Annotated in this window: 22 protein-coding genes and 1 tRNA gene; 16 read left to right on the top strand and 7 right to left on the bottom strand. The window is 65.9% G+C overall.

All coding sequences use genetic code 11. The features are described 5' to 3' along the window. The first annotated feature begins 107 nt into the window (after window positions 1–107). Window positions 108–764: a hypothetical protein gene (locus tag M2333_RS13220; RefSeq protein WP_264612065.1), complete on the top strand. Its 657-nt coding sequence runs from the start codon at window positions 108–110 to the stop codon at window positions 762–764. A 68-nt stretch (window positions 765–832) separates the two neighbouring features. Here the strand turns inward: M2333_RS13220 and M2333_RS13215 are convergent, their stop codons facing one another. Then, complete coding sequence (locus M2333_RS13215; RefSeq protein ID WP_264612064.1) at window positions 833–3,199, bottom strand: ribonuclease R family protein; 2,367 nt, start codon at window positions 3,197–3,199, stop codon at window positions 833–835. A gap of 236 nt (window positions 3,200–3,435) precedes the next feature. Between M2333_RS13215 and M2333_RS13210 the strand changes: the two genes are divergently transcribed. The 3 genes from M2333_RS13210 to M2333_RS13200 all read left to right on the top strand — a co-directional run bounded on the left by M2333_RS13210 (window position 3,436) and on the right by M2333_RS13200 (window position 5,903). Then, entirely contained in the window at window positions 3,436–4,068 is a 633-nt protein-coding gene (locus M2333_RS13210) for a PilZ domain-containing protein (protein WP_264612625.1), read from the top strand. A gap of 128 nt (window positions 4,069–4,196) precedes the next feature. Then, on the top strand, window positions 4,197–4,517 hold the full coding sequence (locus M2333_RS13205; RefSeq protein ID WP_264612063.1) for a DMT family transporter: 321 nt from the start codon (window positions 4,197–4,199) through the stop codon (window positions 4,515–4,517). A gap of 135 nt (window positions 4,518–4,652) precedes the next feature. Next, window positions 4,653–5,903, top strand: a complete 1,251-nt coding sequence (locus M2333_RS13200; protein WP_264612062.1) for a mechanosensitive ion channel family protein — start codon at window positions 4,653–4,655, stop codon at window positions 5,901–5,903. Between the two features lie 46 nt (window positions 5,904–5,949). Here M2333_RS13200 and dapD read toward each other — a convergent pair whose 3' ends face one another. Further along, a complete protein-coding gene (dapD, locus tag M2333_RS13195; RefSeq protein WP_264612061.1) occupies window positions 5,950–6,792 on the bottom strand; it encodes a 2,3,4,5-tetrahydropyridine-2,6-dicarboxylate N-succinyltransferase in 843 nt (280 codons plus the stop codon). 252 nt (window positions 6,793–7,044) lie between these two features. Between dapD and M2333_RS13190 the strand changes: the two genes are divergently transcribed. Then, complete coding sequence (locus M2333_RS13190; RefSeq protein ID WP_264571610.1) at window positions 7,045–7,473, top strand: GlcG/HbpS family heme-binding protein; 429 nt, start codon at window positions 7,045–7,047, stop codon at window positions 7,471–7,473. Window positions 7,474–7,491: 18 nt separating this feature from the next. Continuing rightward, window positions 7,492–9,606, top strand: coding sequence for a malate synthase G (locus M2333_RS13185; RefSeq protein WP_264612060.1), 2,115 nt, complete (start codon window positions 7,492–7,494; stop codon window positions 9,604–9,606). A gap of 58 nt (window positions 9,607–9,664) precedes the next feature. Here M2333_RS13185 and M2333_RS13180 read toward each other — a convergent pair whose 3' ends face one another. Both M2333_RS13180 and M2333_RS13175 read right to left on the bottom strand, forming a co-directional pair. Then, the gene (locus M2333_RS13180; RefSeq protein WP_264571608.1) at window positions 9,665–10,105 is read right to left on the bottom strand and encodes a DUF4168 domain-containing protein; all 441 of its coding nucleotides are present in this window, start codon (window positions 10,103–10,105) and stop codon (window positions 9,665–9,667) included. 204 nt (window positions 10,106–10,309) lie between these two features. Then, window positions 10,310–10,384: transfer RNA gene (locus tag M2333_RS13175), tRNA-Thr, on the bottom strand. A gap of 110 nt (window positions 10,385–10,494) precedes the next feature. On the opposite strand from M2333_RS13175, the gene M2333_RS13170 reads away from it, so the two are divergent. The 9 genes from M2333_RS13170 (at window position 10,495) to M2333_RS13130 (ending at window position 21,058) form a co-directional block, all read left to right on the top strand. Then, the gene (locus M2333_RS13170; RefSeq protein WP_264612059.1) at window positions 10,495–10,662 is read left to right on the top strand and encodes a hypothetical protein; all 168 of its coding nucleotides are present in this window, start codon (window positions 10,495–10,497) and stop codon (window positions 10,660–10,662) included. A 205-nt stretch (window positions 10,663–10,867) separates the two neighbouring features. Next, entirely contained in the window at window positions 10,868–11,572 is a 705-nt protein-coding gene (locus M2333_RS13165) for a CerR family C-terminal domain-containing protein (RefSeq protein ID WP_264574055.1), read from the top strand. Window positions 11,573–11,576: 4 nt separating this feature from the next. Beyond that, window positions 11,577–12,581 (top strand): HlyD family efflux transporter periplasmic adaptor subunit, encoded by a 1,005-nt coding sequence (locus M2333_RS13160; RefSeq protein ID WP_264612058.1) that lies wholly within the window; start codon window positions 11,577–11,579, stop codon window positions 12,579–12,581. 49 nt (window positions 12,582–12,630) lie between these two features. Next, complete coding sequence (locus M2333_RS13155; RefSeq protein WP_264612057.1) at window positions 12,631–14,385, top strand: ATP-binding cassette domain-containing protein; 1,755 nt, start codon at window positions 12,631–12,633, stop codon at window positions 14,383–14,385. Then, window positions 14,382–15,566, top strand: a complete 1,185-nt coding sequence (locus M2333_RS13150; RefSeq protein ID WP_264612056.1) for an ABC transporter permease — start codon at window positions 14,382–14,384, stop codon at window positions 15,564–15,566. The genes M2333_RS13155 and M2333_RS13150 overlap by 4 nt, the downstream gene beginning before the upstream one ends. Next, entirely contained in the window at window positions 15,566–16,678 is a 1,113-nt protein-coding gene (locus tag M2333_RS13145) for an ABC transporter permease (RefSeq protein WP_264612055.1), read from the top strand. Before M2333_RS13150 ends, M2333_RS13145 begins: the two co-directional genes overlap by 1 nt. Window positions 16,679–16,683: 5 nt before the next feature. Next, complete coding sequence (locus M2333_RS13140) at window positions 16,684–18,132, top strand: efflux transporter outer membrane subunit (RefSeq protein WP_264612054.1); 1,449 nt, start codon at window positions 16,684–16,686, stop codon at window positions 18,130–18,132. A 425-nt stretch (window positions 18,133–18,557) separates the two neighbouring features. Continuing rightward, the gene (dnaA, locus tag M2333_RS13135) at window positions 18,558–20,075 is read left to right on the top strand and encodes a chromosomal replication initiator protein DnaA (RefSeq protein WP_264571600.1); all 1,518 of its coding nucleotides are present in this window, start codon (window positions 18,558–18,560) and stop codon (window positions 20,073–20,075) included. Between the two features lie 380 nt (window positions 20,076–20,455). Continuing rightward, window positions 20,456–21,058: a murein L,D-transpeptidase catalytic domain family protein gene (locus tag M2333_RS13130; RefSeq protein ID WP_181560981.1), complete on the top strand. Its 603-nt coding sequence runs from the start codon at window positions 20,456–20,458 to the stop codon at window positions 21,056–21,058. 33 nt (window positions 21,059–21,091) lie between these two features. Here the strand turns inward: M2333_RS13130 and M2333_RS13125 are convergent, their stop codons facing one another. The 3 genes from M2333_RS13125 to M2333_RS13115 are packed head-to-tail and all read right to left on the bottom strand — an operon-like array spanning window position 21,092 to window position 23,581. Further along, window positions 21,092–22,288: a L,D-transpeptidase family protein gene (locus M2333_RS13125; protein ID WP_264612053.1), complete on the bottom strand. Its 1,197-nt coding sequence runs from the start codon at window positions 22,286–22,288 to the stop codon at window positions 21,092–21,094. Window positions 22,289–22,318: 30 nt separating this feature from the next. Then, complete coding sequence (locus tag M2333_RS13120; RefSeq protein WP_264612052.1) at window positions 22,319–23,293, bottom strand: TauD/TfdA family dioxygenase; 975 nt, start codon at window positions 23,291–23,293, stop codon at window positions 22,319–22,321. Window positions 23,294–23,350: 57 nt separating this feature from the next. Beyond that, complete coding sequence (locus tag M2333_RS13115) at window positions 23,351–23,581, bottom strand: zinc-finger domain-containing protein (protein WP_181561563.1); 231 nt, start codon at window positions 23,579–23,581, stop codon at window positions 23,351–23,353. Between the two features lie 51 nt (window positions 23,582–23,632). On the opposite strand from M2333_RS13115, the gene M2333_RS13110 reads away from it, so the two are divergent. Continuing rightward, window positions 23,633–24,364, top strand: a complete 732-nt coding sequence (locus M2333_RS13110) for a hypothetical protein (protein WP_264612051.1) — start codon at window positions 23,633–23,635, stop codon at window positions 24,362–24,364. The last annotated feature ends 68 nt before the right edge of the window (window positions 24,365–24,432 follow it).

Here is a 24,432-nt window from a genome sequence, read left to right as displayed (position 1 = left end):
TGATCGCGTTCGCAGCGTATATCCCTGACAGGATATGACGCCTGCACCCGGCTCGGGCATGAGCGCGCCCTCACGACAAATGGGGGGAAAGCAAAATGCCTATCAAGATGAAGACCTGTCTCGCACTGAGCACCGCCACGCTTCTGGCGGTGTCGCCCGCCTTCGCAGAAGATGCGCGTTACTCGGTTGGCGTCACCGCCGGCACGCTCGGCGCCGGGCCGGAAATGGGGATGCGGATCAATGAGACGTTCGGCATACGAGCCAGCGCGTCCTTCTTCGATTTCAGCCATGACATCGACGTCAACGACCTGACCTATGAGGGCAAGCTGAAGCTCGAATCCTATGGCGTGGTTGCGGACGTCTATCCCTTCGGCGGCGGGTTCCGGCTTTCCGGTGGTTTCCGCATCGCCAAGAACCGGGTCAGCGCTACGGCGACGCCGACCGAGCCGGTCACCATCGGCGATGTTGCTTATACCCCGAGCGAGATCGGCACGCTCTCCGGCACGATCCGCGCTAAGGACTTCGCCCCGCTGCTGACCGTGGGTTATGCGGGTGGCCTGACGCGCGGCATCAAGTTCGGCGTGGACGCCGGCGCCATGTTCCAAGGCACGCCGCGCGTGGATGCGCTGCGCGCCACCGGCAGCCTCGCCACCAACGCGGCTTTCCAGGAGCAGTTGCTCAAGGAACAGGCGGACGTCGACGACGAGGTCAAGAAGTACAAGGTTTACCCTGTGCTGCAGTTTTCTCTGTTCTACGCCTTTTGACCTGACAGCAGGAATGAACGACGGGGCGCGCCTAGATGGAGCGCCCCTTTATCCAATGTCCCGCGCGATCAGCGGCGTTTGACCGGCCCTTTGCGGCGCGCGGTGTGCCGGATGTTCGGCGGGCGTCCGGTGCGGCGGACGGGCGCACTGCCGGGACGGCGGCGATCCTTGCGTTCGGGCATGTGGCTGGCGCCGTGTGGAATCTCGAAGCGCAGCGCGCCGCTTACTGGGTCGGATTCGGCGATGCGCAGGTCGATGCGGTCGCCCATGGCATAGCGATCGCCGCTATCCTCGCCGATCAGCGCCTGATGCATTTCGTCATAGCGGAAATATTCCCCGCCGAGCGTCGAGACGGGCACGAGGCCATCGCCGCCCAACTCGACGACAGTGGCGAAGAAGCCGAAACTCTGCACGCCGGTGATGCGGCAGGCCATGATTTCGCCGACATGCTGCGCCAGAAACGCCGCGACATAGCGGTCGACCGTTTCGCGTTCCGCTTCCATCGCCCGCCGCTCATATTGGCTGATCCGCTCGCCGATGGGCGCGAGATCGGCCACGTCTTCTGAAGAGAGCCGCGTTTCGCGCGGGAGCGACTTGTCCGCCGGGGCTGGCATTTCCAGCCCATAGGCGCCGACCAGCGAGCGATGCACCAAAAGGTCCGAATAGCGCCGGATCGGTGAGGTGAAGTGCGCATAAGAGCCGAGCGACAGGCCGAAATGGCCGAGATTGCGCGGGCCGTAATAGGCCTGCGTCTGGCTGCGCAGGATCTGCTCCATGATCTGCGGGCGCGCGGCGGCATCATCCGGAATCTGCTCGATCAGCCGGTTGAAGGTCTTGGTGGTGATCACCTGCCCGAGCGCCAGGCTGATGCCGTAGGTTTCAAGATACTCCTTGAGCGTCGTCAGCTTCTCCCGGCTGGGCGGCTCGTGGACGCGGTACATGACCGGCGCCTTCTTGGCTTCCAGCGCCTTGGCGGCGGCGACATTGGCGGTGACCATGAAATCCTCGATCAGCCGGTGCGCATCCAGCCGTTCGCGGATGGCGATGCTGACGATGCGGCCTTCCTCGTCCAGCACGACCCGGCGCTCGGGCAGGTCGAGATCGAGCGGGCCACGGGCATCGCGCGCCTTGGCCAGCGCGCGCCAGCATGCCCAGAGCGGCACCAGTGCGTTGTCGATCAGCCCATCGCCCTTGAGGCGGTCGATCAGGCCGGTGTCGAGCCGGATGTCGGAGAAAGTCCGCTCGGGCTTGCCTTCCACCCGGTCGATGGCGGCCTGCGCCATCTCATAGGGAATGTTGGCGGCGACACGGATGATCGCGCGGGTAAAGCGCCAGGATTTGAGCGCACCGCCCGGTCCGATGACGAGATGACAGGCCAGTACGGCGCGATCCTCGCCTGCCTTGAGCGAGCACATGTCCGACGAGAGCGCGTGCGGCAGCATCGGCACGACACGGTCGGGGAAATAGACGCTGTTGCCGCGCTTGCGCGCGGAGCGATCCAGCGCCGAGCCGGGGCGCACATAATAAGCGACGTCTGCAATGGCGACGATGGCCTTGAAGCCGCCTTCATTGGCCGGATCATCGTCCGGCGCGGCCCACACGGCATCATCGAAATCGCGGGCATCGACCGGGTCGATCGCGACGATGGGCAGAGCGCGCAGGTCCTCGCGCGCATCGGCGTGGAGGGGCAGGTCGTGGACCTTCGCCGCTTCGGCCTCGGCCTCCTCGGGAAACACATCGGGAATGCCATATTTGTGAATGGCGATCAGGCTGAAGCTGCGCGGCTGGAAGGGGTCGCCGAGCACGTCCGTCACCCGCGCAGTGATGCGCGGGGGTCGGCCGCTCTTCTCGGCCAGCACGAGATCGCCCGGTTGCGCATCGCCCTGGTCGCTGATCGGTGTCTCATAGCGGATGCGCTTGTCCACGGGGCGCAGGACCAGCTTGCCGCGCTCATCCTTGGCGACCACGCCCAGCATCTGCTCGGTCGCGCCGGCCAGCTTCTTCATCGGATGGGCGACCCAGCCATGACCGGCCTGCTCGGTGCGCGCCAGAATCCGGTCGCCAATGCCCAGCGCGCCGCGCTTGCCGCGCTCGATGACGCGCAGCTTGGGAATAGGGTGGCCCTCGGCTTCCCAGCGCTCCGGCACGGCGATGACCTGGCCGCCATCGGACTCGACCACTCGCACCACGGTGACCTTGGGGACGCCGCCCATCAGGTTGAACGCTCTCGCCTTGCCGGTTTCGAGCAGGCCTTCATCGGCCATGTCGCGCAGCAGGGCCTTGAGCGCGATCTTCTCGTTGCCGCGCAGGCCAAAGGCCTTGGCGATCTCGCGCTTGCCTGCCGGCTGATCGGCATTGCTGATGAAATCGAGGATCTGTTCGCGCGTCGGCAGGCCGGCGGGCTGGGGACGGGTGGGCTTTCTGGGTGGTGCCATAGCGTCGATATAGGCACGTGCCGGCGCCGGCGCTAATCAATTGCAACGCGGCCCGTTCGGCGCATTTCGGGACTCGGCGAGGAGCGCGAGTCGACGGATGGGATTTGCGCCGGCAAGCGAGCCTGCTATTTGCGGGGAGATTTCCTCAGCCCCGCAGACGTCCGGGAGGTCGGACGGACGCCGGGCCGAGCGACGGATTTAGAGAATGTTTTTTGGATAGGAAGCCGATTGTGCCGATGCCGGCAGACCAGTCCAACCCAGCGGCCGCTCGGCCTTCCCGCACGAATCTGCTCCTGTCCGCGACTATCGAGGCGGAGGGGATCGCCGCTCCGGTGCGCATCCGCAATCTCTCCGAGCACGGCGCGTTGCTGGAAGGCGCTGCGCTGCCGCCGGTCGGTGCTGGCCTTATCTTGCGGCGCTTGCAGCTTGAGATGGGCGCCACGGTCATCTGGGTGGACAAGAATCGCTGCGGCGTGCGCTTTGAGGGCACGATTTCGGTGTCCGGCTGGCGCGAGGGCAATTGGATCGCTGCCGCAAGTCAGACCGGGCTGCCCCGCACCGATGCGCCTCTGCCGTCATCACGGCCCGCTGCGGCTGGGACGGCGCTCCGCGCCTCGGCCCCGACAGCGGAGCTGGATCGGCGGATCGCCGAGGAACTGGATGTGCTGCGGCACCTGATCGAAGACCTCGGCGCGCAACTGGTCGAAACGGTGGATGTCACAAGCCGGGCGACCGCCTTGCAGCAGTTCGATCTTGCGGCGCAGACGCTTGGCTATCTGGCCGAGGTGCTCAAGGCGCCCGACCGGGCAGTCGCCATTGACGCCATCGGCATGGAACGCCTCCGCCAGCGCCTGCTCGGCGGCGGCTGAGGGTCGGATCGCCCTCTAGCCGCACCCCTTGATCGGGCGTGGTGTGGTGCCTAAATTTTCTCTGCGGCGACCACGTTCCCGCCTCTGACGTCAAGACCGGGACGGCCCGGCGCTTTCAGGAGGCTGTCATGGCGTGGATTGCGCTTTTTATCGCGGGTTTGTTCGAGGTCGTCTGGGCGACGGCCATGAAGCAGTCGGATGGCTTCACCCGGCTATGGCCCACCCTCGTCATGATCGTGGCGATGCTGCTCAGCTTTGCCTGCCTGGCCTGGTCGCTGAAGGTTTTGCCACTCGGCACGGCCTATACGATCTGGACGGGCATCGGCGCGCTCGGCGCATTCGCTATCGGCATCGCGTTTTTTGGGGAGGCGCTTACAGTGCTGCGATTGACCGCCGCCGGGCTGATTGTTTCGGGCCTTGTCCTCATGAAGATTTCAACGCCGGTCTAGATCGTGGGAGCAGCCAGCGGCCCGCACAATCCGGCCGCTGGTTTGACTTCATGCCTAAAGGCAGGCAGGTTGGCCGCCCAATTTGAGATAAAACAGGAGCTTATCGCCGGCCCGCTCGCGGCCGCGCCCTTTGTCATGATTGATTCTATTCCCACGGCAACCGACCCTTCCTTTTCGATTCCCCTTTTTGATCGGTGGTTCGCCGGTCTGCCGGCCTGGGCTGAAAGCCTCGCCGGGCTGGCGATCCTGATTGCGGTCGCGGCGCTCGCGAACTTCATCTTCAAGTCGATCCTGCTGCGCATGGCGCTGCGCGTCCTGCCGCACGATACGCCCGCGCTCGGCCGCGCGGTGGCCCGGCTGACCAATATCGTCCCGGCTATGGTCGTCTCACGCGGGATCGCGGCCGTACCGCATCTGCCGCCGTCGCTGGTGACGGTGGTGCAGAATGTGGCGGGCGCGTTCGTGATCCTCACCATCGTGCTGGCGCTCAGCCATGCACTGACCTTCGTCAACGATCTCTATCAGCGGCGGCCGCACGCCGTGAACCGGCCGATCAAGGGCTATATCCAGGTTCTCAAGATCGTGCTGTTCGCGGCGGCGGCGATCCTGATGATCGCCCAGCTGATGGACAAGTCGCCGCTGCTGCTGCTGTCCGGCCTTGGCGCCATGGCGGCGGTCATCATGCTGGTGTTCAAGGATACGATCCTGTCGCTGGTGGCCTCCGTCCAGCTGACCTCCAACGACATGTTGCGCGTCGGTGACTGGATCGAGATGCCGCAGCTCAATGCTGATGGCGACGTGATCGACATCGCGCTGCACACGGTGAAGGTACAGAACTGGGACAAGACCATCACCACCATCCCGACTCACCGGCTGATCGAGGAGAGCTTCAAGAACTGGCGCGGCATGTCCGAATCCGGCGGGCGGCGGATCAAGCGCTCGCTGATGATCGACCAGACCAGCGTGCGGTTCCTCTCCGATCAGGAAGAGCAGAGCCTGCGCCGCTTTGCGCTGCTGGGCGACTATCTGGCGGAGAAGCAGGCGGAGCTGGAGCGATGGAACAGCCGCATCGCCCATGACGGCCTTGATCCGGTGAACAGCCGGCGCGTCACCAATTTCGGGACATTCCGCGCCTATATGGCCGCCTATCTGCGGGCCAATGCGCGCATCTCGAAGGAGATGACGCTGCTGGTGCGGCAACTGGACCCGACGCCGCAGGGCATTCCGCTGGAAATCTACTGCTTCACCACCACCACGGCTTGGGCGGCTTATGAGGCGATCCAGGCCGACATCTTCGACCATATGCTGGCCGTGCTGGACTCCTTCGATCTGCGGGTGTTCCAGGAGCCAAGCGGACGGGATCTGCGCCAGCTCAAAGCCGCGTGAAAATGTTGAAAAGCGGGGCGAGGTCTGGCCCCGCCCCCTTTCCTGATCAGTCGCGCAGCAGGTCGTTGATGCCCGTCTTGGAGCGGGTCTGTGCGTCGACGGTCTTGACGATGACGGCGCAATAGAGGCTTGGGCCGGGCGTGCCGTCCGGCAACGGCTTGCCGGGGAGCGAGCCTGGCACAACCACCGAATAGGGCGGCACCTCGCCCATATAGACCTTGCCGGTGGCGCGATCGACGATCTTGGTCGACTGGCCAATGAAGACGCCCATCGACAGTACCGAGCCCTGGCCGATGCGCACGCCCTCGACGACTTCCGAGCGCGCGCCGATGAAGCAATCATCCTCGATGATCACCGGGTCGGCCTGCAGCGGCTCCAGCACGCCGCCAATGCCGACGCCGCCAGAGAGGTGGACGTTCTTGCCGATCTGCGCGCAGCTGCCCACCGTCACCCAGGTGTCGACCATCGTACCTTCGCCCACGAACGCACCGATATTGGTGAAGCTGGGCATAAGGATGACGTTCTTGCCGACATAGCTGCCGGCGCGGACGATGGAACCGGGCACGGCGCGGAAGCCCGCGGCGCGGAAATCCGCCTCGCCCCAGTTGGCGAACTTGGACGGCACCTTGTCCCACCAGTGGCCGGCGCCGGGCCCGTTGTCGATCAGCGCATTGTCGTTGAGGCGGAAGGAGAGCAGCACGGCCTTCTTGAGCCACTGATTGACCTGCCAGCCATTCCCGGTGGGCTCGGCAACGCGTGCCTCGCCGCTGTCCAGCAGCGCCAGCGCCTTCTCCACCGCCGCACGGACGTCACCAGTGGTGGACAGGCCGATATTGGCGCGGTCCTCCCACGCGGCATCGATGGTGGCGATCAGCTTGGTATCGGTCATGACGTCCCTCGTAATTCATCGCGAGTGCGGAGTGTGGGCCGCCCCATAATGCGTTTTGGCGCGATGCTGAACCGCTTTGTGACCGGGGCGTTAGCATTTGGGCAGTTGCCGCAACGTATGCCCTGTCGCCAGCAGGGCATTGCGCTTCGCGGCTGATTCGACGCGGACTTCGCTGGTCTCGACTGAACGGGCCGGCTATGTCCACGCACAGCCAAATCCCGATGATCGCACGTGAGCGGAAGGAACAGATTTATGAGCCGGATCAGTTTGCAACAGGCCAATGCGGTCATCGAGGGCGTCTTCGCGAAAGGGCAGGCCGCAGGGTTCAAACCGCTGAGCGCCGCCGTCGTGGATGCGGGCGGGCATTTGATCGCCTTTCAGCGTGGCGATGGCGCTTCTTTCGCGCGCGCGCAGGTGGCGACGGGCAAGGCGGCCGGCGCGCTCGCCATGGGCGTTTCCTCGCGCAAGCTGGGGGACATGGCGCAGGAGCGGCCCTGGTTCATCGGCGCTTTTGCGGCCTCCGCGCCGCATGCGGTGATCCCGGCCGCCGGTGGCGTCATCATCGTCGACGATGAGGGCGTGGCGATCGGCGCGGTCGGGGTGACCGGCGACACGTCGGACAATGACGAAGCGGCCGCGCTGGCCGGGCTGGCAGCGGCCGGCCTCAAGGCGCAGGGCTGAACGGCGGGGATGCAAGGCATGACGAACAAGGTGGACCGCGCCGGGCTCTCGGTGGCGCAGGAACTGGCCGATTTCATCGAGCAGCGCGCGCTGCCGGGTACGGGGCTGACTGCGCAAGCCTTTTGGGCCGGGACGGCGGCGATCTTCGCCGATTTTGCGCCGCGCAATCGGGCGTTGCTGGCGCAGCGCGACGATCTTCAGGCGCAGATCGACGCCTGGCATGAGGCGCGGGCCGGCCAGCCGATCGATCAGCCGGCCTATGAGGCGTTCCTGCGCGAGATTGGCTATCTGGTCCCAGAGCCGGCGCCCTTCACCATCGATCCGCAAAAGGTCGATGCCGAGCTCGCAACGCTGGCCGGTCCGCAATTGGTGGTGCCGGTGCTCAACGCCCGCTTCCTGCTCAATGCGGCCAATGCCCGCTGGGGTAGTCTGTACGATGCGCTCTACGGCACGGATGCCTTGCCGGGAACGGCCAAGCCGGGCGGCTACGATCCCGAGCGCGGCGCGCAGGTCATCGCCTGGGCCAAGGCCTTTCTCGACAGGGCCGTGCCGCTGGTGTCCGGGAGCTGGGCGGACATGGGTGATCCGGCCAAGGGCTTCGCCATCGCGGACGGCACCCAATATGTCGGCCAGACGCCTAAGGGCCGCCTGTTCCGCAAGAACGGCCTGCATATCGAGGTGGTGTTCGATCGAAATCACCCCATCGGCAAGGATGACCCCTCGGGCATCGCTGACGTGGTGCTCGAATCGGCGCTCTCGACCATTGTCGATCTGGAGGATTCGGTCGCGGCCGTGGATGCGCAGGACAAGGTGGCGGCCTATGCCAACTGGCTCGGGCTGATGCAGGGTGACCTCTCCGCGACGTTCGAGAAAGGCGGTAAGACGCAGACGCGCAGGCTCAACCAGGACCGGGTTTTCAAGGATCGCGACGGGTCGGAATGGTCGCTCAAGGGACGGAGCCTCCTGCTCGTCCGCAATGTCGGCCATCTCATGACCACGCCGGCGATTGTGCTGCCCGATGGTGCCGAGGCGCCCGAGGGGATTCTCGATGGCATCGTCACCAGCCTGATTGCCCTGCACGATCTCAAGGGCGCCGGCCCGGTGCGCAACAGTCTCGCCGGCAGCGTCTATATCGTGAAGCCCAAGATGCACGGGCCCGAGGAATGCGCCTTCACCAACGACCTGTTCGATGCGATCGAGGATATGCTGGGCATGGACCGGCACACCATCAAGGTCGGCGTGATGGACGAGGAGCGGAGGACGTCTGCGAACCTCATGGCCTGCATCGCGGCGGTTAAGGATCGGGTGGTGTTCATCAACACCGGCTTCCTCGACCGGACGGGCGATGAGATTCACACATCGATGCGGGCCGGGGCGATGATCCGCAAGGGCGACATGAAGAGCGCCTCCTGGATCAGGGCCTATGAGGATCGCAACGTGCAGATCGGTCTGGCCTGCGGATTCTCTGGTCGGGCGCAGATCGGCAAGGGCATGTGGGCGGCGCCGGACCGGATGGCCGACATGCTTGAGCAGAAGATCGCGCATCCCATGAGCGGGGCGAACACGGCCTGGGTGCCCTCCCCGACGGCGGCGACGCTGCACGCGACGCATTATCACACCGTTGATGTGGCGGCGCGCCAGCAGGGGCGCGGCCGCGAGCCGGTGGCGCCGCTTTCGGGCCTGCTCACCGTGCCACTCTCGTCCGGCACCAACTGGTCCGAGCAGGAGATCGTCGAGGAGCTGGAGAATAATGCGCAGGGGATTCTCGGCTATGTCGTGCGCTGGATCGATCAGGGGGTTGGCTGTTCGAAGGTGCCGGACATCAACGACATCGGCCTGATGGAAGATCGCGCGACGCTGCGCATTTCCTCCCAGCATATCGCCAACTGGCTGCTCCATGGCGTGTGTACGCCGGCGCAGGTCGATTCGGCCTTCGAGAAGATGGCGGCCAAGGTCGACGCACAGAATGCCGGCGATCCGCTCTATCGACCGATGGCAGGGCATCCGGAGAGCCTCGCCCTGCAAGCTGCACGGGCCTTGGTGTTCGAGGGCGTCGCGCAACCAAACGGCTATACCGAGCCGCTGCTTCATGCGTGGCGATTGCGGGTGAAGGCGCAGGACAACCGGGCATGAAAATGGGCGGCTCCGGAGGGAGCCGCCCAATTCGTTTCAGCGTTGTGCGCGCCGCGTCTTAAGGATTCGCGGTCGCCGGCTGCTGCGTCGCCATGTCGGCCGAGGCCAGTTCCTGAATCTTCTTCACGAGATCCGGATTGGTCCGGGTCGCCTGGGCAATCTCGTTGTAGCGCGCCGGCGTCAGGCCATTGGACTGCACGGCGGCGAGCATCTGCTCCTGCTTGGCGTCCGCAGCGACCGTTGCGTCCTTCTGGATCTTGTCCGCTTGGATAGCGGCCTTGGCAAAGCCGACCAGCTCCGCGTCCGTAAAGCTCGTGGGAGCCGCTGCCGTAGCCGGTGCGGCCGGCGTGGCAGGAGAAGCCGGCGCTGCGGGCGAGGCGGGCGACGCGGGGGCCGCCGGCTGTGCAGTGGCCGGCGCTGTGGTGTCCTGCGCCATGGCTGGCACAGCAATGCCGCCGCTCAGCAGCAACGCAGCGGTGTAAAGCAGTGATGACTTCATGACGGATACCTTTCAGATGTTTTGAACCGTGCTTGAAAGGTAGGGAGCGATGGGGAGGGGGCAAATAAACGTCGATTACACGTTTACTCACCGGGGTGAGGTGTGTCTGCAGCGCCACTCATATACCGTAAGTCGATGATTTCTCGTGGCCCGCAACCACCCTTCACGGGCTGGCTCTGGGTTCTTCACAGCAAATGGGGAAAATGGTGCTGCCGGCGAGGATTGAACTCGCGACCTCAGCCTTACCAAGGATGCGCTCTACCACTGAGCTACGGCAGCACTGCCGTTCGCAGGGGGACCCCGCGTCAGCAAGGCCGCGCCTATGGCCTTACCGTCTGGCCTTGTCAAGGCGACTTGCAGCGTAAAAGCCGGATTCGTAAAGCAGGAGCATGAGTACCCCGCCCTCCGACCGCCAACGCCGGCTCGCCGAAGCGCTGCGGGCCAATCTGCGCCGCCGCAAGGGGCAGGCCCGTGCCAAGACGGATGCGCCGGATTCAAAGGCCACGCTGGGTCAACCTGTTGAGGGGCGCGAGGAGGAGGCTCCTACGGATCGCTAGGGCGTCACAGCGCTTCAACCTAGCCTTCCGGATGGTTACTCTCACCATTTGACATTGTTCGTTCGATCGAACAAATATCCTTCATGCGGTCTCCATCGTCATTGTGCTGGTCATCGTTGAACGCCACTCGACGAAGGATGTCGAGATCGAGCGGTTCAGGTACGTGCCACCAGCACGTCCGCCACGCCACGACGGGCAAAGAAAAATGCATGAGGCCGTAACCCGCACGCGCAAGAAAGCGCTCGCGACGGATATCGGGGCCGCATCCGTGGACACGGAAAGTCCTGCAAGAAGCGATCTTCCGTTGCAGATTATCGAGGCAGCTCTTGAGCAATTCGGCCGCTTCGGCTTCGATGGGGCCAGCACGCGAGAGATTGCCCGCGCCAGCGGGACGGCGATGTCCTCGATCACCTATCATTTCGGCTCCAAGGAAGGGCTCTACCTCGCCTGCGCCGACCATATCGCCTCCGTCGTGGGGAGTATCTACGCGCCGCTGATCGCCATCATCGAGAAGCAGCCACCGCAGACGCCCGCGCAGGCCCGCACACAGATGCTGGCGCTGCTGGAGACGCTGGCGCGCTTCCTGCTCTCGTCGCGCTCGGCGACCTTTGCGCAGTTCGTGGCCCGCGAGCAGCAGCACCCGACCGAGGCCTTCACGCGCCTCTACGATGGATTGATAGGGCCGCTGGTGGAGACCGCGATTCTTCTCTCCGCGGTCGCACGGCCCTCGCTCGCGGAAGCGGAGCGCCGCCCGCTGATCCTCCATATCATGGGCATGGCGCTGATTTTGCGCCTCGGCCGCGCCTGCGTGGTGCGGACCATGCAAGTGCCCGATCTCGATTCCGCCACGGGCGAGGCGCTGGTCGCCAGCCTGCTCAAGTCCGCCGAAACCCTGCTCACCGAGGAATGACGCCATGACCCGCCAGCGCCTGATCGTGCTCATCATCGTCACCGTCATGCTGATCGCTGCCGTGAGCACGCGCGGCTTCGGGCTGCTGGGGCGGGATGACGGGCCTCTGACGCTCTATGGCAATGTCGACATTCGGGAAGTGGATCTCGGCTTCCGGGTCGGCGGACGGATCGCGCAGATCCCGGTCGAGGAAGGCCAGCGGGTCAAGCAGGGCATGCTGCTGGCCGAGCTGGACCGGGCCTCCATCGATAGCGCCGTCGCCCAGTCCGATGCGCGCGTGGCGCAGGCTCGCGCGGAACTGCTCAAGCTCCAGCGCGGCAGTCGGCCGGAAGATGTCGCTCAGGCGCAGGCTCGCTTTGCGGCAGCGCAGGCGGCGGCGCGCGATGCCCAGCGCGACTATGAACGCCGGCAGCCGCTGGTCGCCCCGGGCGCAATCAGCCGCGATGTGTGGGAATCGACCGTCGCCATGCGCGATCGCGCTAATGCCCAGCTCGCTGAAGCGCAGGCGGCGCTGACCCTGGTGCGCACCGGCGCGCGGCGCGAAGATATCGAGGCGGCGCGCGCGGCGCTGCAGGCGGCAGAGGCATCCCGCAAGGGCGTTGGCACCGATCTCGATGACGCCCGCCTGCTCGCGAGCGTGGATGGTGTGGTGGTGACCCGTGCGCGCGAACCCGGCGCGATCGTGGCGCCGGGCGAAACCGTCTTCACGCTGGCCATCGATCGCCCGGTGCGCGTGCGGGCCTATGTGGCGGAGAACCAGCTCAGCCGGATAGCCCCGGGCATGACGGTCACGATCACGGCGGACGGCAACCCCAAATCCTATTCCGGCATCATCGGCTATATTTCGCCGCGCGCGGAATTCACCCCCAAGACGGTGGAGACGAGCGACCTGCGCACCGACTTGGTCTATCGCTTGCGGATCGTCGTGGATCATCCGGACGGCAAGCTGCGGCAGGGCCAGCCGGTGAGCGTCTCCATCGCCGATGCCGCTCCTGTAGCGAAGCGCTGACCATGCGCGGGACGTCGCCATCGCGACGGAATAACGGCGGTAGGCCGATATGAGTGACCTCGCGCCAGTCGCTGGCGATGGCCAGCCGGTTGCGACGGCCACGGGGATCGTGAAAGCGTTCGGCGACACGCGCGCGCTCGGCGGGGTCGATTTGGTTGTGGTGCCGGGCAAGGTTACCGGGCTGGTGGGGCCGGATGGTGCCGGCAAGACAACGTTGATTCGCGTGCTGGCCGGGTTGATGCGGGCGGATGAAGGCACCGTTTCCATTCTCGGCGCGCCGCCTGCCGATCGCCTTGATTCGATCGGCTACATGCCGCAGCGCTTCGGCCTCTATGAAGACCTAACCGTGCGCGAGAATCTCGTCCTTTATGCCGAGATGCGGGGCCTGCCGCGCGATGCGCAGGAGAGCGTCTTCAAGCGCCTCCTCGAATTCACCGACCTTGCCCGCTTTCAGGCGCGCCCGGCCGGCAAGCTCTCGGGTGGCATGAAGCAGAAGCTGGGCTTGGCCTGCGCGCTGGTGAGCACGCCGCCATTGCTGTTGCTCGACGAGCCGGGCGTGGGCGTCGATCCGATCAGCCGCCGCGAGCTGTGGGCCATGGTTGCCGAGCTGACCAAGGAGGGCATCGGCGTGCTCTGGTCCACCGCCTATCTCGATGAGGCCGAGCTGTGCGACACGGTGTATCTGCTGAGCGACGGCCGGACGCTGTTCACGGGCCCGCCGGCCACCCTGACCGATGCGATCAGCGACCGCGTGATTCGGGTCACTGGTTTCGCCGAGCGCCGGCGGCAGGCGCTCACCCGCGCGCTCGACCGGCCGGACGTGATCGACGGCACCTTGCAGGGCCGCGCGATCCGCCTGCTCATCGGCGAGGGCCATCCGGTGCCGGATGCCGACGCGCTCGATATGGGGCCGGAAACGCAGGTGTCGCGTGCGCCCGCGCGCTTCGAGGACGGGTTCATCGAGCGGCTGGGGGGCGGGCCGGAGGGGACCAGCGCGCTGGCGGCGGCCTATCGCGAGATTCCCGCCAGTGATGCACCGGCCATCGAAGCCAGGGGGCTGACCAAAAGATTTGGCGACTTCACAGCGGCGCGCGATGTGAGCTTCACTGTTCCGCGTGGCCGAATTTTCGGCCTGCTGGGGCCAAATGGCGCCGGCAAATCGACCACGTTCAAGATGCTGTGTGGCCTGCTCACGCCGAGCGAGGGCAGCGGATCGGTGGCCGGGCACGATTTGCGCCGGGCCGCCGCACAGGCCCGCGGATCGCTGGGCTATATGGCGCAGAAATTCTCGCTCTATGGTGATCTGTCGGTCGCCCAGAATCTCGACTTCTTCGCGGGCGCTTATGATCTGTCCGGCGGGCAGGCGCGCGCGGCGATCGAGCGGGTGACGGACATTTTCGAGCTCGGCGGCAACCTCAAGCGCAATGCCGGGACGCTGCCGCTCGGCTTCAAGCAGCGCCTCGCTCTGGCCTGCGCGGTGATGCACGAGCCGCCGGTGCTGTTCCTCGATGAGCCGACATCCGGTGTCGATCCGGTGATGCGGCGCGAGTTCTGGACGCATATCAACGGACTAGTCCGGCGTGGCGTCACGGTACTGGTCACCACCCATTTCATGGACGAGGCCGAATATTGCGACGATGTGACGCTCATCTATCGCGCACGGCAGATCGCCAGCGGCCCGCCCGACTCGCTCAAGGCGAAAGCCGGCGAACTGACCGGCAAGGATGATCCCACGATGGAGGATGCGTTCATCGCCCTCATCGAGGCGTCCGACGCCCACCGGGAGGCGGAGGCCGCGGCATGAGCAGGACCGATCCCGACCCGACGCTGGCGCAGGTGGAGGCGCGTGCCGGCGCAATGGCAGGCTCTTCGCGCCGCCGGCTGCTGGCGCTGATCGTCAAGGAATATGCCCAGATCCGGCGCGACCCTTCGACCTTCCTCATCGCCTTTGCGATGCCGCTGCTGCTGCTCTTCCTCTTTGGCTATGCGATTTCCCTCGATCCGCGCGACACCAAGATCGCTTTGGTCGTGCAGGATGAAAGCGCGCCGGCCGCGCGGCTGGCGCAGGCCTATGCCCATTCGCCCTATTTCCGGGTCACCCCGCTCAATGCCGTGCTGCCCGCCCGCGCGCTGATGCAGCAGGGGGCGATCCGTGGTTTCGTCGTCATTCCGCCCGATTTCGGCCGGGCCATGGCGCAGGGGAAGCCGCGGCCGATCCAGATCGTCACCGATGGCACTCAGCCCAATCAGGCGAACTTCGTCGCCAGCTATGCCGAGGGGGTGCGCCAGACATGGATGGCCGACGAGCAGGGGATGCGCCTCGGGCGCCGGGCTGCGCCGCCCATCGATGTCTCCCAGCGCATGTGGTTCAATCCGGGCCTGCAGAGCCGCTATTTCCTCGTGCCCGGCGCCATCGCCATCGTGATGACGATGATCGGGACGCTGCTCACTGCACTGGTCGTCGCGCGTGAATGGGAGCGCGGCACCATGGAGGCGCTGCTGGCCACGCCGATGCGGATGACCGAGTTCATCCTCTCCAAGGTGCTGCCCTATTTCCTGCTCGGCATGGTCTCCATGGCGCTGTGCACGGTGATTGCCGTGACCGCCTTCGGGCTGCCCTTCCACGGGTCGATCTTTGCCCTGTTCGCCATCGCTGCCGCCTTTCTGCTGCCGGCGCTGGGGCTGGGGCTGTTCATCTCGGCGACGACGCGCAACCAGTTCGTGGCGAGTCAGGTGGCGTTGCTCGCCTCCTTCCTCCCGACCTTCCTGCTCTCCGGCTTTATCTTCGAGATCGGGTCGATGCCCTGGCCGATCCAGGCGCTGACCTATGCCGTGCCGGCGCGCTACCTCATTCCCGCGCTGCAAACCGTGTTCATGGCCGGCGACATCTGGGCGATCATCCTGCCCAACATCCTCATCATGCTGGGCTTTGGCCTGCTGTTCTTCATCCTCTGCTTCCGCGCGACGCGGCGGAGCCTTGACTGATGGCCGCCCGCTTCACCCGCCTGCGCGCGATGATCGTCAAGGAAATCTGGGCGCTGCTGCGCGATCCCAAGTCGCGCATCGTGCTCGTGCTGCCGCCGCTGATTCAGTTGCTGATTTTCACCTTCGCCACCACGCTGGACGTCAAGAATGTCGACATCGGCCTCGTCGATCGTTCCGGCGGCGGCCATGCGCAGGAATTGCTCCAGCGCATTGAGGGCAGTCCGCGCTTTCGGGACGTCATCGTGCTGCCCTCCATGGCGGCGATGGAAGAGGCGATCGACGAGCAAAAGGTGCTTGCGGCGCTCGTCATTCAGGAGGATTTCGACCAGCGGCTGGCCCGAGGCCAAAGCGCCACGCTGGGCCTGGTGCTGGATGGCCGCCGGTCCAATGCCGCACAGATCGTCGCGGGCTATGTGAACCAGATCGCGGCGGGCTATGGCGCGGAACTGGCGCCGATCAGTGCGCGCATGGCCGGCGGCAGCGCGGTGACGCATTGGTACAATCCCAGCCTCGATTATATGTGGTTCACCCTGCCGGGGCTGGTGGCGCTGATCATCTCCATCGCCGGCATCGCCATCACCTCGCAGGCCGTGGCGCGCGAGCGGGAACTTGGGACGTTCGATCAGCTGATGGTCTCGCCCATGCGGGTGCATGAGATTCTCATCGGCATGATGGTGCCGCCGCTCTTGGTCGGCATGGTCAATGGCGTGTTGTTTCTGGTGGTGGCGCAGGTTGCCTTCGGTGTGCCTTTCACCGGCTCCTTCCTGCTCTTCCTCATCGCGATGCTGTTCTACCAGCTTGCCCTCATCGGCCTGGGTCTGCTCGTTTCGGCCATGTCGATGACGCAGCAGCAGGCGTTTCTCGGCTCGTTCATCGTCACCGTGCCGCTCATCCTGCTCTCCGGCTATGCCGCGCCGATCGAGAATATGCCGGACTGGTTGCAGATCATTACGCACGCCGATCCGGTCCGCTATTTCCTCATCATCGTGCAGGGCCTGTTCTTGAAGGCCATGCCCGCCGCCGTCGTTTTTCATCAGCTCTGGCCGCTTGGCATCATAGCCCTCGTCTCTCTGAGTGCGGCGGCCTGGCTGTTCCGTGCCCGAATGGAGTGAAGTCCATGCGTGTTACCCCTCTCCCTCCGCTCGCCGGCGCTGCGCTGGCACCGCTGCTGCTCTCCGCCTGTGCGCTCGGTCCCGCCTATGCGCCGCCGCAGACCCAACTGGCGGATCGCTGGCTGGGCGAGGCTGGGACAGGCGCCGTGAAGGCCGAGCGGTGGTGGGAGCAGTTGCACGATCCCATGCTCAACGGACTGGTCGAGCAAATGCTGGCCGGCAATCCCGATCTGCGCGAGGCACAGGCGCGGGTCGCGGAGGCGCGGGCGAATCGCGACGCCGTGCGCGGCGGGCGCCTGCCGCAGGTAACGACGAGCGCGAGCGGCAATCAGGTTGTGCTGAGCGAGAATGGCCAGATGCCGGTGGGCCAGATTCCCGGTTTCGCGCGGGACTTCCCGCTGTTCGATGTCGGCTTCGATGCCAGCTGGGAGCTTGATCTGTGGGGCCGGCAGGCGCGCCAGAGTGAGGCCGCGCAGGCGCGTAGCGAGGCGGCGGCGCTCTCGGTGCAAGCGGCGCGGATGCAGCTCATCGCGGAGCTGGCCCGGGCCTATGTCGGTCTGCGGCAGGCGCAGGCGGATCTTGCGGTCGCGCAGGACATGCTGGCCGCGCGCACGCAGCTTGCCGATCTGGCGGGGCTGCTGGAGCGTGCTGGCGAAGCCAATGCCATCGATGCGGGCCGCGCGCGGGGCGAGGCCGAGACCGCCCGGCTGGCGGTAACGCAGGCGCAAGCCGGCGTGCGGAGCGCAGCGGTGCAGGTGGCGCGGCTGGCCGGCAACGAACCCGCGGCGCTGGTCCCGCAACTGGAGCAGCCGGGCGCCATTCCTGCGCCGCCGCCCGCCATTGCGGCGGGCTTGCCCTCCGAGCTGTTGCGGCGTCGGCCGGACATTCTCGGCGCCGAGCGGGAGCTGGCGGCAGCCACGGCCGACATCGGCGCGGCGCGGGCCGATCTGTTCCCGCGCCTGTCGCTCAGCCTGGCTGTCGGCCAGCAGGCCCGCGCGATCGGCGATCTGGTGAGCGGGGACAGCACCCGGCTGCAGGGCGGGGGCGGCCTGTTCTGGCCGCTGTTTAACGGCGGGCGGGCGCGGGCGATGGTGCGCGCGGCCGATGCGCGCGCGCAGGCAGCGGCGGCCCGCTATGATGGCGCCGTGGTCGGCGCGCTGGCGGACAGTGAAGACTCGATCAATCGATTCGACCGCAGCGTGGAGGGGCTCACCGCAGCACGCGAGACGCTGGCGCGGGAAGAGGCTGCCTATGCGCTGGTGTCCCGCCGCCAGGCCGCTGGCGAGGACGACCGGCTCGCCCTGGCGCGGGCCGCTCTGGCGCGCCAGTCCGCGATGCAGCAGCTGAACCGCGCGCAGGCGGGGGCGGTGCAGGCTGCGATTGCGCTCCACAAGGCATTGGGTGGTGGCTGGTCCGAGTCGCAGGCCTCAGTGGAACCCTTCGGAGCGCGCTGAGCGAGCCGCGTGAGAACAAGAAGAGGACAAGCGCAAATGGTGTCCGAGCGGTTAAACTTTCGGGGCGCAGGAGCGCCGCGACCTGATCTTCGGAATCCCAACGATTCGCAGCGGGCGCAGCCAATTCTGGGCTCCCAAGGCTGGAAAAACATGATAAATATCAGTGGTTTATCTGTTTAACCGTCCTTCCGGTCGGGATTCCGTGGTCAAGCATTTTATTTCAGATTTTTGACAGAGGGCGTGCTTGATCGGGGGGGCGAGCACTGCCACAACTTGCCCTCGGCGGGGCTCGAATCGTAGCCTCGTCATACAGCGGTCTGAGTTGAACACTGGACGTGGGAGGGGCACTCCCGCGAGGGATTTTCGCGTCCAGCGTGTGACAGCAGATCACCTGCGAGGAGTAGGACGATCGGGATCGGGAAGACATGGGGCAACACGTGAATCAGCAACATTTCAGCAGCGTTGCCGACGGCATCGGGCCAGCCGACATCGGCGAGCAGCCCGAGCGGGAGGCGCTGGAACAGGCATGGACGGAGATCCGCGCGGGGCTGCGCAGGGCCGTCGGGGTTCGCCTGTTCGATCAATGGATTCGGCCGTTGCGGCTGGGCAGCTTCTGCGCCCAGTCCGGCACGCTCGATATCGAGGCGCCGTCGGAATTCGCGGCGAGCTATGTCTCCAGCAATTTCGCCACGCGGATCGCACTGGCCTGGCGCACGACGCCCGTCGGCGTGCATGACCTGCGCATCGTTCGCGCCAGCGAGGCGCCTGAAACGGTGCCGGTCACCCCGCGCGGCTTCCGCCCACAGGAGAGCACGGCGCGTCCGGGCCAGTCGGCGCGGGCGCTTGCGTCCTCGCAAGACGCATCGACCAACCGCGAGTCGGCGGGGCGGCGCGCTGCGCAACGCTTCGAGCCGCGTCACGATTTCGCCGGCTTCATGACGGACGAGAGCAATGTGCTGGCGGCGTCGGCTGCCAAGGCCATGGCCGGCGCGACCCGCCCGGCCTTCAATCCGCTGTTCATCCACGGCCCGACCGGCTTTGGCAAAACGCACCTCCTCCACGCCATTGCGCAGGCCTATGGCGAGACGCTTGGCGGCAGCACCGGTGCGCCGCCGAGGGAGGGGGCGATCCTCTATATGTCGGCCGAGCGGTTCATGAACGAGTTCGTGGCGGCGATTCGCGCCAACGACACCTTCTCGTTCAAGGCCCGGCTGCGCGAAGCACGGATGCTGCTGGTCGACGACATCCAGTTCATCGCCGGCAAGGGGCCGACACAGGAGGAATTCCTCCATACGCTCAACGATCTCATCGATGCCGGTGCGCGGATCGCGATCGCCGCCGATCGGCCGCCCCAGCAGCTTGGCTCGGTCGATCCGCGCATCCTGTCCCGCCTCGCCGGCGGGCTGGTCGCCGACATCCAGCCTGCAGGCCTCGAGCTGCGCATGAAAATTCTGGAAGCGCGGCGCGAAGCAGTGGCGGACATTGCGGTGCCGGACGACGTCATCGCCCTGCTCGCCGGGGCCATCCGCACCAGCATTCGGGAGCTGGAGGGCGCCTTTAATAAGCTGGTGGCTTATGCCCAGCTCGTCGACAAGGCGATCACCACCGAACTGGCACAGTCGATGTTGGCCGAATCGCTGCGAGCCAGCCACCGGCGCATCACCATCGACGAGATCCAGAAGCTGTGCGCGGCTCATTACCGGATCGACCAGTCCGAAATGCGCTCACAGCGTCGCGCCCGTGCGGTTGCACGTCCGCGTCAGGTGGCGATGTATCTGGCCAAGAAGCTCACGCCGCGCTCGCTGCCGGAAATCGGCCGCGTGTTCGGTGGACGGGACCACAGCACGGTGATCCACGCCGTGAAGACCATCGAGGCGATGCGTCTCGATAATCCCGAGATGGATGCGGATATCCGCACGCTGCAGAAGCAGCTCGAGGGATGAAGGGGTGAAGAGGCGGGCTGGGTGCGGTGTGCATCCGGCTCGGCTGGTCACGGGCCGCCGCCAGCCGAGATAATCATGTCCCGCGTCGGCCCGTTTGAGGCGATCAAATGCTCTCCACCCACCCACTACGTGCTCCTGCGAAGGCAGGAGCCCAGGGCGGTTTAGGCGGTCCCATGCGCCCTAGGCTCCTGCCTTCGCAGGAGCACGGGGTGGTCAGGTCGTGGGGTTTTCTTCCCCAACGTGCGGCCATCGAAAGGCACGATGCACCGCACGGGACTTGGCAAATGAGGGCTCTTCCCCTATTTTCCGATCTATCGAAGCCTCCGTGGGGACGGGATGCGGGGCGCGTTGCAATCATCGATTGATCGAAAAGAGCCGTCATGTCCGTTGTGCATCGCCGTCAGTTTCTTACGCTCGCTGGAGCGGCCGCATCGGCTGCTCTGGTGCCTGCCAGTGTGCGCGCCGCCGTGCGCACGCCGCCGCAATGGGCCAAGCTCGTTGCCAAGGCGGAAGCGGCCATGGACCAGTATAGCGTCAAGTTGCGCGACCGGTTCGTCGTCGTGGACTTCTCGCTGCCCTCGGCCGCCGCGCGGATGTTGCTGGTCGATCGCGAGAGCGGCCTCCACCGGCTGCTGACCGTCGCGCACGGGCGTGGGTCCGATCCGGCGCATAGCGGCTTCCTGCACAGCTTCAGCAATGCGCCCGGCTCCAACGCCAGCTCGCGCGGGGCTTATCTTACCGGCGCTCATTACACCGGCCAGCACGGCCGCTCGCAGCGGCTGATCGGGCTGGAGACGAGCAACGACAATGCCGAATCGCGCGCCATCGTGATTCACGGCGCCTGGTACAGCAATGACGACATGGTGAAGCGCCTCGGCAAGCTGGGGCGCAGCGAGGGCTGCTTTGCCGTCAGCGAAACGCAGATCAACCCCTTGCTCGACTGGCTCGGCCCCGGCCGGATGCTTTACGCCGATAAGGTGTAAGGCGCCGCCACTGCCGAGCGTGTTACGGGGCGCCTAGCCGGCCAGACATCCCATGCTGGAGAGTTGCCGGGTTGCGGCGAGGCTGCCGGCGCCGAGGGCCGCGGCAATATCGCTATCCAGCCCATAGACATCGTCGAACCTGTTGAGCCGACCCTTCGCATCGGCGCGCGCGGTCATGTAGACGATGTAGACCGGAATCGGGGCGGACAACCTGGCCGTCACGGTGGTTCCGGCGGCGACCGCAGCGTCGATTCGCGCTCGACTCCAGTCCGTGCCGGTGAGCATTTCCACGGCGAGGTCGAACGGTTGGTCCGTGCGCACACAGCCGTGGCTGAAGGTGCGCTCTTCCTTCTCGAACAGGCTCTTGCTCGGCGTATCGTGCAGGAAGATGGCGAGCGGGTTGGGCATGTCGATCTTCATCTGCCCCAGCGCATTGCCCGGCCCAGGCTGCTGCACGACCTGCAGGCTGCCGCCCTGCTGGGTCCAGCTATAGCCCCGCGCGCGGGCCGTCGCCGGTCGGGAGCGGATGAGCGCACCGACGCTCTCGCGCACGATCGACTGCGGCACGGTCCACGTCGGGTTGAGGATGACCCCAGTGGCGGTGGTGGTGAATTGGGGCGTCGGCGTGCCGGGTTTGCCCACGATCACCCGGTGCGTGGCCAGCACGGCACCGCGATCGACCAGTTGTGCCACATATTCCGGCACGTTCACAATCAGATAGCGCGGACCCAAGTTGCGGGGCAGCCAGCGCCAGCGTTCGAGATTGGCGCGCAGCCTGGCGCGGTCTGCGGCTGCATCGGCGGGCAGGCTCAGCAGTGCGGCGCGGAGTCTGCGATAATCGGGATGGGCAGGGGCCAGCCGGTCCAGCTCGGCAGCGATATCGCCGCTGCTCAGCGCGCGGTCGATCAGGGCGAGCACCGCGTCCGGGCTGAGATTGGGGGTGCGGAAATAGGAGAGGCGGCGCTGGTCGACAGGCACCCGGCCATTGGCGAGGTCGCGGGCCATCAAGGCAAAGCTGCGCGTCGCGGCGATATCCAGACCGCGCTGGTCTCCAGTGCCAAGGGCAGTGCTGAGCCGGTCCAACTCATAATCGCGCGGATCGAGGCCGTGCGAGTCGATCTTCCGGCCATAATCCAGCAGCATTGTTGCCGCCGGGCGGGACCAGGGCGTGCTGGCCTGCGCGGGCATCGCGATGAGAAAACACAGAAGAGCGAGCAAGATACGAGGCATGGGCCGTCCTCCCAAGATGATCGGTCCCTCCTAGGCCGGCACCGCAACCCCGCCATGATATGCATCAATCTCCGCCGTCAGGCTGCGCATGGCGGGATGAATCGGCCGTCCGTCCGGAATGTTCAGCCACAGGCGCAGCAGCAGGCGGCGCGCATCGGGCGTGTCATGGAATTGCTGGCGCGAGTGCAGCACGAGGAAATTGTGCCAGAAGAACATCTCGCCGGGCTGCAGCACGAAATCGGCGCGGACATCGGGCCGCAGCGCGATCTCATCGAACAGGGCAAGCGCCTCGCGGAATGCAGCAGGCAGCTTCTCCGGCTCGCGGCCATGGCGCAGGAACACGCGGTTGTTGAACCCGCTCGTCTTGCCATCCAATGTCCAGAAGAAAGGCAGCGCCTCTTCGTGAGGCTGCGGCCGCTGCGGCCAGTCGATATAATGGCCCTCGTAGAGACGGGCGAGAAGATCGGGTCGCTCGCGGGCCATGATGTTGTGGATGGCGAGCAGGCTGACAGCACCACTCTCGCCGCCCTGCGCCGAGGCACGAAGGCCGTAGAGCGAGAGGACTTCGTGAAAATCGGTATGGGAGCGCAGTTCCAGATCGGACGTGTAACCGCGCGGCGGCCCGCCCTCTTCTTTCTGGACATGGGCGATATGGTCGCCACGCGGGCTTTGCACCACGCCGGCGCCGATATGGGTGCCGAGCCCCCAATAGAGCCGCTCATGATCTGCCAGATCGTAACGGCCCGCATCGATCCCGGAGAGAATGACCGCGCCGCAGCCATGGAAAAGCTGCCAGCGTGCTGCCTTCATCAGCGCGTCGATTTCAGGGCAGGAGAAATCCTCGCGCCGGATGTCATGCGCGACTCGGCCGCGTACGCGGAGCACGGCGCGATCGATAGCGTCGCGTTGCGCCGGGGAAAGCCGATGGGTGAAGCCTTCGCGCCCACCAATTGCGGCACTGGTCCAGGCAGCGGGATCGTCGACCGGCACGGGATGCAATGGCATGGGCGGTCGATCCTCTCCGTTGATGGCCCGGTCTTCGCCGGTTCGGTCGTCAGCCGTTCAGAGGCTGGCGCCGGACGAAATGTCTGGTTTGTTCACAATGTCCGGGGTGTCGGCCGGGCCGCCGGCCAGGACGAAGCGCCGGTCGCAATAGCCGCAGTCGACATAGCCATGCTCGTCGATCTCCAGGAAGATGCGCGGATGCCCCAGCGCAGCGGGGATGCCGTGGCCCGAGCCATCGCAGGAGACTCGGCGAGCATGAACGTGAATGATTTCAGGCGGCGTGTGCATGAGGTTGGCGGTTAGCATCCCCGCCGCCAGCGGGCAATATGGAGGATGCGGTTGATCCCGCGCAAAGCCTGGCGGTGGGGGCTGACCTATCTTCTGCACATGTTGGAAGACGAGCGGCAGACGATGGGCAATCCACCAGAGCAGCAGGACCGCGCGATGGCCGCACGGCTCGCTTATGCGGCTGCACTGGCCTGCGCGTCGCTCGCCCTCGCTTATGTCTGCGGGCAACTGCTCGAATGGCTTGGCTTGCTTGGCTCTGCCGGCGGCCCCAATGCTGCCAGCACGGCGCGCGGGCTGGCGCTGCTGCTCACGCCGTCGCTGCTGCTCGGCCCAGCCTTCGTGATCCTCATGGCCGCCCTGCATCGGCTCGCGCCGCCGAGGCGCCGGGCCTTCAGTCAAAGCGCTTTTGGCTTCGCGATCATGTATGCGACGCTCACGGGCCTCGTCTATTTCGTTCAGCTCACCTTCGTCGGGCCGAGACTGGCCAGCGGCGATACGGCAGGCATCGAGCCCTTTCTCTTCCTGCCTTATCGCAGCTTTCTCTTCGCAGTGGATCTACTGGGCTATGCTCTGATGAGCCTCGCTTCCCTGCTGGCTGCCTTCGCGCTTCCCGCCGGGCTGGGCGGTCGCGCGGCTCATGCAGCCCTGCTCGCCAACGGCCTCCTGATGCCGGCGCTGGCGCTGCAGATGTTCTGGCCGTGGCTGATTTGGGTGGGCACCTTGTGGGCGCTCAGCTTTCCCGCCGCGATGCTTCTCGTCGCGCGCTTGGTGCGGCGGATTTGATTCCGCGCACGATCGCGCTTACATCGCACCTTCAACGCCAGCAGGAGCACATCATCATGGACAAGGCA

The organism is Sphingobium sp. B11D3B (assembly GCF_025961735.1).
Classification (GTDB): domain Bacteria; phylum Pseudomonadota; class Alphaproteobacteria; order Sphingomonadales; family Sphingomonadaceae; genus Sphingobium.
The sequence above is the reverse complement of the archived record's forward strand: the minus strand, read 5'-3'. Positions and strand labels throughout refer to the sequence as shown.